Genomic DNA, 11,977 nt, shown 5'->3' with positions numbered 1-11,977 from the left:
AACTAGCGTATCATTCCCTTATGAAAATGTCTTTCTTCCAACTTAATTATTTTAAGCCGGAAGTGGTAAACCCTTCGACAATATATTTTTGAAAAAAGGAAAAGATGATAATGATGGGAATAACCATAAAGGCCGCCCCAGCCATTTGCAGAGCGAAATTGCTCGCGTATTGTCCTTTTAAAAGAGACAAACCGACAGATAACGTATAAAGTGATTCATCATTTGCAATGATTAACGGCCATAAAAAGCTGTTCCAGGCCGCGATAAACGTCAGAATCCCCTGCACGGCGAAAATCGGTTTAGAGATCGGCATGATTAAACGGAAGAAGATATAGAACTCACCTGCACCGTCCAGGCGGGCTGCCTCGATAAGATCGGTCGGGATCGTGGCCATAAACATTCTAAATAAAAAAATACTGAATGCAGCCGCAAGACCCGGAAGGACAATCCCAGCCATAGTATTGATTAATCCCATTTCATTGAGAAGCAGATAAACCGGAATCATAGTAACCTGACCTGGAATCATCATTGTGGCGAGGACTAAATAAAACACTTTTTCTTTGTTTTTAAAATGATATTTGGCAAAGCCGTAGCCAGCCATAGCATTTAAGAATAACCCTACAAAAGACAGCAGGACGATAATGAGCGTGTTTCTCAAGTAAACGCCGAAATTCATATTCGTAAATAAATTAATATAGTTTTGAATTGTCGGGTTTTCAGCCAATATTGTAGGCGGCATTTGCAAAATTTCACTTTCAGGCTTGAATGAACTTGTAATCATCCAAAGGAATGGAAGCGAAACAATGAAACCCCCAACGATGAGCAAAATTGTTGCGATCCATTTTTCTGTATTGCCTTTTGATCTCCCGGAAGCCATTTAGGTTCACCCCTATACAATTAAATTTCTTTCAGCTTTAAATTTCATCATCCGCTTTTCTTAATTTAAATTGCAAAAGCGTGACAATGATAATGACGATGAACAGGACAAATGACCCTGCAGCTGCATAGCCAAATTCACTAAACTGGAATCCGCGCTGGTAAATAAATAACGCCATTGAGACGGTACCATCAAGCGGACCTCCCTGCGTCATAATAAACGGTTCTTCGAAGAACTGAAGCCAGCCAATTAGTGTGGTAACCGTAACAAAGAAAATTGCATAACGCAGAAGCGGAAGCGTGATGTAAAAAAGAATCTGCCAGCGCTTGGCTCCGTCTATTTTTGCTGCTTCATAATAAGAATTCGGAATCCCCTGAAGAGCAGCCAGGAAAATGATCATATTAATACCGATCCCTTTCCAGACAGCCAGCAATATAAGTGACAGCTTTGCAATAACCGGATGTTCAAGCCAAGGGATTTTATCCATATCTGCTAAAGACAGCAGATAGTTAAACAAGCCGTATTCTGTGTTATAAAGAAATCCCCATACAACAGCGATCGCAATAATATTTGTAATAGCCGGCATAAAATACACTGCGCGGAACACCGTAAAAACCAGGTTCTTACCGTAATTCAGCAGCAATGCAATTCCTAAAGAAAAGAAAATGACGAGAGGAACGCCAATCACTACATAGAAGAAGGTATTGTATACGGCTTTATGAAAAACAGCATCTCCTAATAAATTTGCATAGTTCTCCACGCCGATGAAGCTGATATTAGACCAGTCAGCCAGACCTTTAAGATCCATATCCGTAAAGCTGATGACAAACGCAATCATGATTGGAATCAAACTGAATAAAATTAAAATAACTAACGCCGGGGCGATAAATATAAACGGATGCCGATTTCGCACCGTCCCTTTCACAAGCTCGTTCAGCAAAGCTCTCCACCTACTTTCTATCTTTCTTTCATACTTTTTGTTATTTTCCCATGTAAGAAAGCAAGGTAAGTGAATGCTCATTGAGCATCACTTACCTCCCGCCTAATAGATTATTTTTTGATCTTACTCAATGATCGTTTCTGCTTTTTCATTAAAGCTTTCCAGCTCTTCATCTATATCAGCGCCGCCGATATTAATTCTTTCAATAGAAGACAGGAGTTCCTGAGCGATCTTTTCCCACTCTTTAATAGGTGGAGCTCCTTTAGTATTTTCAAGCTGCTTGCCAAATACAGAATACATTTCATCCTCTGCTAATACAGGATCTTCCCATGCTTCTAAGCGAGATGGAAGAGTATTTGACTTGTCCATCCATTCAAGCTGCGTATCCACTTCGTTCATGTAAGCAATGAAATCCAGCGCCTCATCAACTTTTTCGGAATTATGGAATACAGAAAAATTGGCTCCACCAATACTCGAAACATTGCTTTTTTGAGCAGGCATTTCAGCTACAGCCCATTGACCCTCAAGGTCAGCTGCCTGATCATTCAGGATATTGATCATCCATGGTCCGCTGAAAAAGATTGGTTTCTGTCCATCCTTAAACGCTTGTACAATGTCTATGCCTTCAGAAGTCGTGCTGATTTCTTCTTTAAAGTAGCTTGTGTAATACTCAAGAGCTTCTGTAAATTCAGGAGAAGTAAAATTAGGATTTTCTGTATCAAACTCAAATCCATTTTGCCATGCAAAAATAAATGGGGTGATCTGATCATTTAAATCAATATCCAGCCCGTACACATTTTCTCCTGATTCAGTAAGCTTTGTGGCTGCATCCTTAAGCTCGTCCCATGTAGCCGGGGCTTCAGAATAGCCCACTTCCTCCAGCAAATCAGTGCGATAGTACATCGTGCGGGTTTCTACGTACCAGGGAATTCCAACAATCTGGTCATCATACTTCATAGAAGTTTGAGCACCTTCGAAATAATTATCCAGGTCGAAGTCCGGATAGTCCTCCATATGTTCTGTCAGGTCAAGAAGTGCTCCCGCATCTGCAAACTCAGCTACCCAGGTGGTACCAAGCTGCAATACATCCGGTCCATTCCCGGAAGCTACTGCTGTCAATAGTTTGTCATACGCCTGATCCCACGGAATAGCTTGAACATCCACTGTTATGTCCGGGTTTTCTTCCTCATAAGCCTCTGTCATTTCATCTAGCAGCTTGCCTTCCTCTCCCATTGCCCATACCGATAATGTGTTTTCACTATCTCCGCTTCCCTCGCCGCCTCCACAGCCTGCTAACGCTGTTGATAATCCCATCGCTAATACAGCTGGAACCACTAACCCTTTTTTCTTCATCCTTATTCATCCCCTCAAATGTAGTTTTTCTTTTGTTCACAAAAAGATGTGCTGCTGAAAGTCAAATGACGTATATACTTTTTCTTAGAGATTTGAATATTTTCATTGAAACGTTTCGATAAATTGATTATAATCAAATATGAATCCGCTTTCAATACTTTTCTTTTAATTTCTTTTTGGACGGTATAAAAAAATGGTTCTCAAGTTCTTTTTAAATGCAGTTTCTTCTATTACTAATTCTTTTTAATGCCTTAATGTAGGATCACTGCAGATACCAGCTAAAGTTGTGCTGCTTCCTTCTTACTTCATTTGCACCGGCATGAAATCAAAAAGCAATCTAAGTACATAAAAATTGAAACGTTTCACTATACTACTTGTTTGGAGGATATAAAATGACTACATTGACCGCTAATCATTTGTTCAGTCAAATGACAGTAAAAGAAAAAATCGCTCAGCTTCTTCAACTCGCTGGTCCCTTTTATAAAGGATCTGATCAGCGAGGACAAATTACTGGACCAATGGCAGAGATGCCGATCAAAGATGAGCATGTCTTAAATTCCGGCTCTGTACTTGGTGTCTCCGGGGCGGCTGAAGTAATTTCCATTCAACAGAAACACCTGGAAGAAAACCGTTTAGGAATCCCCCTTTTGTTTATGGCAGACATCGTTCATGGATATAAAACGATTTTTCCTGTTCCGCTTGCTGTTGGCTGCAGCTGGAATCTGGAATTAGCCAAAAAGAGCGCCGAGATTGCAGCGAAGGAAGCTGCCGTTTCAGGCGTTCATGTCACCTTTGCCCCGATGGTCGATTTAGTACGTGATCCTAGATGGGGCCGGGTAATGGAATCGACAGGAGAAGACCCCTATTTAAACAGCCTTTTTGCAAAAGCATTTGTTGAAGGCTTTCAAAAAGAAAATCTCACAAGCGATATGGAGTCAGTTGCAGCATGTGTAAAACATTTTGCCGCTTATGGTGCGGCTGAAGCAGGGCGTGATTACAATACAGTTGATTTGTCCGAGAGGCAGCTGCGTGAAAGTTATCTTCCTGCATATAAAGCTGCGCTTGATGCAGGCTGTGAAATGGTGATGACAGCCTTTAACACGGTAGATGGCATTCCAGCTACAGGCAACAAAGAATTAATGAGAGATCTGCTTAGAGAGGAATGGGGGTTTAACGGCGTTTTAATTTCGGATTGGGGCGCTGTAAAGGAATTGATTCCTCACGGCGTGGCGGAGGATGAAAAAGAAGCGGCTAAAAAGGCCATATTCGCCGGGCTGGATATTGAAATGATGACCGCTTGCTACGCTCAATACCTGGAGGAACTCGTAGAACAGGGCGAAATTGACATAAAGCTGATTGATGAAGCGGTTATTCGCATTCTGACACTCAAAGAAAAACTCGATTTATTCAACAATCCCTACCGCGGGGCAAGTATTGAAGCAGAAAAAGCAATCGTTGGACATGCAGATCATCGAAAAGCATCCCGAGAGCTGGCAGCAAAATCTACTGTTCTTTTAAAAAACCGCCATCAGGTACTGCCTTTAGCCCAAAATCAAAAGATCGCACTGATTGGGCCTTTTGGAGACAGCAATGACTTGCTTGGGCCCTGGGCAGGTGCCGGGGTAAAAGATGAAGCGGTGACAATGATAAAAGCACTGAAAGGTCATCTTCCTGAAAATAATCTGATTTTTTCTGAGGGCAGTTCAATTGAAACTATAACCCAAAGCCAGCTGGATGAAGCCCTTCAGATTGTTTCTCAGGCGGATGTTGTCGTACTTGCTTTAGGCGAAAGCAGTTCGATGAGCGGTGAAGCAAACAGCAGAACAAACATTCAGCTTCCACAGGCTCAGCTCGAGTTAATTAAAGCTGTTGCAAAAGAAGGCAAGCCGGTTGTCACCGTTCTTTTTAATGGCCGTCCTCTCGATCTTCATGGAGTGGTTGAACACAGTGACGCACTGCTTGAAGCATGGTTTCCCGGTACAGAAGGAGGAAATGCGCTAGTGGACCTCCTGTATGGAAAACTATCTCCTTCAGCTAAACTGTCCATGTCATTTCCCTATAACGTTGGGCAGGTGCCTGTTTACTATAACCACTTTAATACAGGCCGGCCTAAAGGAGCGCCGGATGCGCAGGAGCATTATGTTTCAGACTATATGGATTCGCCTAATGATCCCCTCTTTCCGTTTGGATTTGGACTAAGCTATACGTCCTTTGCTTACGATCAGTTTAAACTATCCACCGATGAACTCACCGCTGATTCAGTGATTGAAGCCTCTATCAGAGTCCAAAATACGGGCAGCTGTTCAGGTGAGGAAATTGTTCAGCTTTATATCCGGGATCTTTCTGGTGAAATCGTTCGCCCGGTTAAAGAATTAAAGGATTTTCGCCGTATTTCTTTAGAGCCGGGAGAATCAGAAATCGTGTGTTTTTCTATTAAAGAGGAACAGCTTCGCTACCACCATAAGGATTTATCTTTTACAAGCGACGCAGGGAAATTTGAAGTTTTTGCAGGTCCCAATAGCCAAGACACCCATTCTTTATTTTTCAACCTACAAATGAAAGGCGGCCATAAATTATGATAGTAAAACCTAATAACCATTCCGTACTCCATAAAGGAGAAACACAGCTGCAATTTTTGTCAACAGGGGATGTTCATACTTTTTCATACAAACATCTGATGATTAATCAGCTTGTGGGCAATTCAATCGACGGTTCCTTAAATAATCTTTATTTGCGTGTACTGGATGGCGCCTCAATTCATTTCTATCCTTTACTTGGACAATCTTCTCAAAGCACCTTTTTTTCCTCAGAGTCAAAATTAAAATGGACTGGAGCTGTCCATGGAATCAAGTATGACGTAACGTTCCATTTAGCATCGGAACACATTTGGTTCTGGGAAGTGAATGTAGAGGGCCAGAACGCTGAAGTTGATCTTATTTACGGACAGGACATTGGCTTAGCAGACAAAAATGCTCTGCGCGCCAATGAAGCTTATGTGGCTCAATACGTGGACCATGCTGTTTTTAAAGACGATCAGCAGGGCTATGTCGTTTGTTCAAGACAAAACCAGCCCCAAGGTGCCGGATACCCTTATTTACAACAGGGATCATTAGGGAGAAATATTGGATACAGTACAGATGGTTTTCAATTTTTCGGTCTGAGTTATAAAGAGACAAATATCCCGGAGGCTTTGAGTAAGGAAACACTCGCAAATGAAACGTATCAATATGAATTTGCCTTCACTGCCTTACAAAGTGAGAAAATCAGCTTAAATGGCAAGGCTTCTTTTGTATTCTACGGCTGCGTCCATGAGGACCATGCGGAAGCTGTAAAAAAACCTTTATTCACTGAAGAAATTAAACAGGCATGGGAAAATACAGTACAAGTTCATGAAGCTTTTGATTTGGCAAAAGCCGAAAATCTTGAACCATTTTCCACTGCTTCAACACTGATTTCAGCCCCTGCAGCAGTAGAAGAAATTCAAGCTATGTATCCTGAGCGTCTGCTGGAGGAATGGGATGGAGACACGCTGCTTTCCTTCTTTACCCCTACCTACGAGCATGTTGTTTTAAGAGAAAAAGAGCTTCAGCTGGAGCGGTCACACGGTCATATTTTAATGAGTGGAGAAAATCATCAGCTGAGCGGTCAGCCAACCATTACCTCCACCTCCTATATGCCAGGTGTATTTAATGCTCAGGTTGTAATCGGGAACACCTCTATGAATAAGCTATTGTCAAACGTACGAAATCCATTAAACATATTTAAAACATCAGGACAAAGAATTTATGTAAAAATAGAGGACACGTATCAATTGCTTACCATGCCGGCCGTATACGAAATTGGATTTAACTATGCCCGCTGGATTTATAAACTGCCTGCTGATGAACTTACCATTACAAGCTATTCCGTGGTGAATGAGAAGTCCATTACCTTACATGTGTCATCTGCCAATCATCAACTATACGATTTCATTATTACCAATCAGATTACGATGAATAATCATGAATACGAAGCTCCTTTTCACATGCTTGTGAACGACGACTCTTTCACAGTGAAAGGCGATGCTTCTTCAGATAACGCAAGCGTCCATCCTGATCTTACGTACCGTTTTACGTTAAAAGGCGCTAAGTTGAATGTGGTTGATCATAAGCAGGATTCCATCGTGTCTATTGCAGTCAATCAATCAAATGAATGGACACTGACGATGGAGGGCTCTCTAACAGGGCATTTTCCCGAGCACAAGCCGCTTGATTTTTCATCTGAACGGGCACGTTATCGTTCGTACTTCAAAGAGGTAATGAATGGCTTCTCTCTTTCTCATTCAGATCCATCTTCTGTTGAAAAAGTAAATGCTATCGCCTGGTGGTACACCCATAATATGCTTGTCCATTACTCTGTTCCTCATGGTCTTGAGCAATATGGAGGGGCTGCCTGGGGAACGCGCGATGTGTGTCAGGGGCCAACAGAATACTTTTTGGCCACACAGCAGTATGACAGCGTAAAAGAAATTATTAAAACCGTCTATTCTCACCAATATGAAGACAAAGGCGACTGGCCGCAATGGTTTATGTTTGATGAGTACAAGCATATTCAGCATGATCACAGTCATGGAGATGTCATTGTCTGGCCGTTGAAAGTGGTTGCCGATTATCTGACCACAACAGGCGATTACAGCATTCTGGATATGCCCGTTCCTTACACAAAACGAAGTGACTTCCAATTTACCCAAATGTCAGCACCGTTAATGGACCATTTAACGAAACAGCTGGAGACGATTAAAGAAAATTTTCTGCACGATACACATCTGTCTTCTTATGGAGATGGAGACTGGGATGACACGCTTCAGCCGGCTAACCAGCAGCTTCGTCAATACATGGTGAGCAGCTGGACTGTTTCGCTTACGTATCAAACGATTCGTACCCTTTCGAAAAGCCTGCAAAATGTCAGGCAGGATGAAGCCGACCGTTTAACTGCACTTGCAGATGGGATTGAGGCGGATTTTAAAGCTTATATGCTAAACACAGGCGTGCTTCCTGGATTCCTCTATTTTGAAGATAAAGAGCATCCTGAGAATATGGTTCATCCATTAGATCAGAAAACTGGCATCCACTACCGTCTGCTTCCCATGACAAGAAGCATGATCAGTGAGCTGTTAACACCTGAGGAAGCAGCTCATCACGAAGCGATTATTCACGATCAGTTCTATTGTCCTGATGGCGTGCGCTTAATGAATCGTCCTGCAAATTATGATGGCGGTGTGACAAAGCATTTCAAACGGGCAGAACAAGCATCTAACTTCGGAAGAGAAATTGGCCTACAGTACGTTCATGCTCATATCCGCTTTGTGGAAGCAATGGCGAAAATCGGCCGTACGGAAGAGGTCTGGAAAGGGCTTGAAACAATCAATCCAATTGGCATTACCTCAGTTGTTCCCAATGCAGAAAAACGTCAAAGCAATGCCTATTTCAGTTCTTCAGATGGGAAATTCGCCACTCGCTACGCAGCCCAGGAACGCTTTGAAGAGCTTCGCAATGGGGACGTACCGGTAAAAGGCGGCTGGAGGATTTATTCTAGCGGACCGGGAATCTATATGAACCAGCTCATCTCCAATGCGCTTGGTCTTCGTCACGAGGGAGATTCCTTACTGATTGACCCCGTCCTTCCTTCTTCACTGGACGGCCTTGAATTTACTTATCATCTATTTGAAAGACCTGTCACGATCCGGTACCATCTTTCTAAAGAAAAGTCTGCGATAACCGTTAACGGAAGCCAGCTGCAATATGAAGCGCCATCAAACCGCTACCGTCAAAACGGATACAAGGTAAATAAGCAAGATCTACTGAACGTATTAACACATGGCCGAAATCTCATTGAAATCTGGTCATAGAACAACAAAGAGCCCTGGGACAGGATACTGTCTCAGGGCTCTTTGTTCGGTTTATTGCTCTTCAGGCGGATACTGCAGGAGTCGCTGCCTTCCGCTCCGCTCTCCTACTACTATTGAAAATATATTTTCATTTTTAAAACTTTTTTTGAGTTTTGTCCCAACTTCTCACTTTCCCCTTATCCTATGCTGCTTGTTCCGTTTTACACACGTTTTTCAACTCCCCATTCTTACCACCTGTGAGCCGGCATATACATCCAAAAAGGGGGATTCTTTTATGATCTATTGGGGTGTAGTGACAACCGGGTTTCTGATGGTGCTGGGAATGATTGGTGGAACACTTTTTTACTTTTTACGAACGCTCGCACTCGATCCGAATGATTCTATAAAAATTGATCCGAAAGAATAAGGGACAAGCCACTTGCCTGGATGATCCTGACCCGTTTACTGTCAGGATCATTTACGGAAAGCAAGCTTCCAGGCAATCATAACAGCAGCGATAAGCAAGATGCCATACACCTCTGTTCCATACGGAATTTGAGTGGATAAAGCATGAAGTCCAACCATGGGCAGAATAATTAAAAACAACAGAAACACTTTTACCCCTTCCTGATGCTGACCAAGTGAATAAGACACCGTAAAGGGCATTTGGTCGTTGCTTAAAAGATTGATGCTAATGATTGAATACAAAATGGCACTAACGAGACAAATAAATAAGTCCAGCAGAACTGAAGAAGAGAACAGCCAGAGAAAAATGGCGCTTTGAGCCAGATAAATTGGCACAAAAAGCTTGATTAAGGCAGCTTTTAACGTTCCGCTGTATACAATTGAACGTTTTTTAAGCGGTGCCACCTGATAGATCCAGGAGCCTTTGTAACTGCTTGAATACTTTACCATTGAAAAGATATTCGGAATTAATAGCAGTGTAAAATAAATTAAATAAAATGAGCTGCCTTCTCTGAATTCTTCAAAGGAGCTCGTTTGCAAGGTGGTAAACATAAAGATGAATGGAATAACAAGCGTAAAGCCAATGGAAGGATAGACCTTCAGCTTAAAATCCCGTTCGTTTTTCATGATGGAACCTGCAAAGTGATACATACTTCTTTCTTTCTGGTTCGGAGAAATCCACTTCGCTATTTGCTTCTTCCATTTCGCTTTTTGCTTTTGTGCACCCGTCTCCGTTTGTGAAAGCTTTCGAAGCTGATGCTCAAACACCGGCATTAATTTTATATAGACCGCCATTGAAAGAATGGGAACGATGATCGCAAGACCTGCCAGCACCAGCAGAAATACAGAGCTTTCTCCTGCCAGCACGGCTTCATGCAGCGCGCCAAACCACACCGGCGGCAGAAATAACTGCCACCATGCGGGAGAAAATTGAAACGTGACCTCCACAAGCTCAAATGATCGCGCCACGACTTGATAGCCGACTAAAATTCCGATCGTGAGCGCAATTTGCATATAATTAATCACATTTTTCAATTTCTCACCGTCAAAGAAATGTAAGATGAGAACGTAGATTCCGGCTGTTAAAACCAAAATCAGCATCATAAGCAATAGAATCTCAATCAAAAACATCAATGAAAACAGCGGTCCATTTAAGAATAAAGAGACGATAAGTGGAACAGCCGTTGTAGCAAATGTGAGCATAAACATATAAAACAGAACATGAAATGCTTTTGCTGCGCTTAAAGTGCGATTATGTACAGGCTTTGGACTAATGATGGACCGGTCCCGGATATCTAAAAGAACCGATGAAAAATCGGAAATCATGGACGTCATTAAAATAAACATCAAAATACTGAAAATAATGCTGATTTGAAAAAAGAACTGGTCAATAAAAAATAGAACCGGAACGATGGATAACCCATAAAGAGCATAGATCCATAGAGATCGAACAAAATAATTTTTCTCTTTGCGTTCATCCACTTTTGTGTTGCTGTAAACAGTCGGAATTCTTCTTGAATCCATTATTAGCTTCATGTTTAAAATAAGGCGAAATACCGTATAATCAATACCGGCCTTTTCAAAAAGCGTTTTGAAACGATCAAGAAACAGCAGAACCTTTATTTCTTTCATACGGTTTCTCCCTGGACAATTCCAACAAATGCCGACGCAATTTCTTTGTGCTGATGAAAACCTGTTAAATCATTAAAAATATCTTCAAGTGTTCCCTGTTTATTTTTCTCTTTTAACTCATCAAATGTTCCGTCTGCCACTATTGAGCCGCCTGAAAGAAGAACGATCCGGTGACTGATTTTTTCCACGATATCCATGATATGCGAAGAATAAAAAATCGTTTTCCCCTGTCTGGCCAGCAATGCCAAAATTTCTTTAACCACCATCATGCTGTTTGCATCCAGACCGCTTAAAGGTTCATCCAGAAACAGAACATCCGGATTATGTAATAGACTCGATATGATTAAGACCTTTTGCTTCATTCCTTTTGAAAAAGAAGATAACCGCGAATGAAGCACATGTTCAATATTGAACTGCTCCATCAATCTCCGGGCTTTTTCAAGCGCCTCATCTTCTTCAATTCCATAAAGCCCCGCAATAAAAATCAGATACTCAGCTGCTGTAAGGCTGTCGTATATCTCTGCATTTTCCGGTACATATCCAATTCTTCTTTTGTAGGAGTAGTCCAGATCTTTCAGGTTCTCCCCAAATATGTGAATGTCGCCGTAATAATCTTCAATTAGTCCAAGCATCAGCTTGACCGTAGTGCTTTTGCCCGCTCCATTCGGCCCAATATAGCCTACAATCTGTCCTTCATATACCGTTAAATTTATTTCATCCAGCACATTCTCACCACCGTAGCTTTTTGTAAGCCCCGCCAATTGAATTACTTCCTTGCCTTCCATGTCATGACCCACCCTGTTATCAGATTAGCCGCCAGCTTCAAGCGAACGAGCAGCGGCTC

The 11,977-nt window shown here is 42.0% G+C and carries 8 protein-coding genes; 3 read left to right on the top strand and 5 right to left on the bottom strand.

All coding sequences use genetic code 11. The annotated features are described in order from the left end of the window. Window positions 1-46 precede the first annotated feature (46 nt). The 3 genes from ACQCT8_RS08355 to ACQCT8_RS08345 all read right to left on the bottom strand — a co-directional run bounded on the left by ACQCT8_RS08355 (window position 47) and on the right by ACQCT8_RS08345 (window position 3,170). Window positions 47-877: a carbohydrate ABC transporter permease gene (locus ACQCT8_RS08355; RefSeq protein ID WP_426870103.1), complete on the bottom strand. Its 831-nt coding sequence runs from the start codon at window positions 875-877 to the stop codon at window positions 47-49. Window positions 878-914: 37 nt separating this feature from the next. Then, window positions 915-1,802: a carbohydrate ABC transporter permease gene (locus ACQCT8_RS08350; RefSeq protein WP_426870315.1), complete on the bottom strand. Its 888-nt coding sequence runs from the start codon at window positions 1,800-1,802 to the stop codon at window positions 915-917. Window positions 1,803-1,940: 138 nt separating this feature from the next. Then, a complete protein-coding gene (locus tag ACQCT8_RS08345) occupies window positions 1,941-3,170 on the bottom strand; it encodes a sugar ABC transporter substrate-binding protein (protein ID WP_426870102.1) in 1,230 nt (409 codons plus the stop codon). A gap of 392 nt (window positions 3,171-3,562) precedes the next feature. Here ACQCT8_RS08345 and ACQCT8_RS08340 point away from each other — a divergent pair, with 392 nt between their 5' ends. The 3 genes from ACQCT8_RS08340 to ACQCT8_RS08330 all read left to right on the top strand — a co-directional run bounded on the left by ACQCT8_RS08340 (window position 3,563) and on the right by ACQCT8_RS08330 (window position 9,463). Next, window positions 3,563-5,749, top strand: a complete 2,187-nt coding sequence (locus ACQCT8_RS08340; RefSeq protein ID WP_426870101.1) for a glycoside hydrolase family 3 N-terminal domain-containing protein — start codon at window positions 3,563-3,565, stop codon at window positions 5,747-5,749. Continuing rightward, the gene (locus ACQCT8_RS08335) at window positions 5,746-9,057 is read left to right on the top strand and encodes a GH36-type glycosyl hydrolase domain-containing protein (protein ID WP_426870100.1); all 3,312 of its coding nucleotides are present in this window, start codon (window positions 5,746-5,748) and stop codon (window positions 9,055-9,057) included. Before ACQCT8_RS08340 ends, ACQCT8_RS08335 begins: the two co-directional genes overlap by 4 nt. A 274-nt stretch (window positions 9,058-9,331) precedes the next feature. Beyond that, window positions 9,332-9,463, top strand: coding sequence for a hypothetical protein (locus ACQCT8_RS08330; protein WP_426870099.1), 132 nt, complete (start codon window positions 9,332-9,334; stop codon window positions 9,461-9,463). A 47-nt stretch (window positions 9,464-9,510) separates the two neighbouring features. Here ACQCT8_RS08330 and ACQCT8_RS08325 read toward each other — a convergent pair whose 3' ends face one another. Together ACQCT8_RS08325 and ACQCT8_RS08320 are read right to left on the bottom strand one after the other, a co-directional pair. Then, on the bottom strand, window positions 9,511-11,133 hold the full coding sequence (locus tag ACQCT8_RS08325; protein WP_426870098.1) for a hypothetical protein: 1,623 nt from the start codon (window positions 11,131-11,133) through the stop codon (window positions 9,511-9,513). After that, window positions 11,130-11,918: an ABC transporter ATP-binding protein gene (locus ACQCT8_RS08320; RefSeq protein WP_426870097.1), complete on the bottom strand. Its 789-nt coding sequence runs from the start codon at window positions 11,916-11,918 to the stop codon at window positions 11,130-11,132. Before ACQCT8_RS08320 ends, ACQCT8_RS08325 begins: the two co-directional genes overlap by 4 nt. Window positions 11,919-11,977 lie beyond the last annotated feature (59 nt).

The sequence above is a fragment of the Jeotgalibacillus proteolyticus genome (assembly GCF_050107735.1).
Taxonomy (GTDB): Bacteria; Bacillota; Bacilli; order Bacillales; family Jeotgalibacillaceae; genus Jeotgalibacillus; species Jeotgalibacillus proteolyticus_A.
Note: the sequence above shows the minus strand (reverse complement) of the source record. Positions and strands in the feature narration are given on the sequence as shown.

Excerpts from the sequence above, each read along its gene's own strand:
- ACQCT8_RS08355 (WP_426870103.1), bottom strand. The coding sequence starts at position 877 with ATGGCTTCCGGGAGATCAAAAGGCAATACAGAAAAATGGATCGCAACA.
- ACQCT8_RS08345 (WP_426870102.1), bottom strand. The coding sequence starts at position 3,170 with ATGAAGAAAAAAGGGTTAGTGGTTCCAGCTGTATTAGCGATGGGATTA.
- ACQCT8_RS08340 (WP_426870101.1), top strand. The coding sequence starts at position 3,563 with ATGACTACATTGACCGCTAATCATTTGTTCAGTCAAATGACAGTAAAA.
- ACQCT8_RS08335 (WP_426870100.1), top strand. The coding sequence starts at position 5,746 with ATGATAGTAAAACCTAATAACCATTCCGTACTCCATAAAGGAGAAACA.
- ACQCT8_RS08330 (WP_426870099.1), top strand. The coding sequence starts at position 9,332 with ATGATCTATTGGGGTGTAGTGACAACCGGGTTTCTGATGGTGCTGGGA.
- ACQCT8_RS08325 (WP_426870098.1), bottom strand. The coding sequence starts at position 11,133 with ATGAAAGAAATAAAGGTTCTGCTGTTTCTTGATCGTTTCAAAACGCTT.
- ACQCT8_RS08320 (WP_426870097.1), bottom strand. The coding sequence starts at position 11,918 with ATGGAAGGCAAGGAAGTAATTCAATTGGCGGGGCTTACAAAAAGCTAC.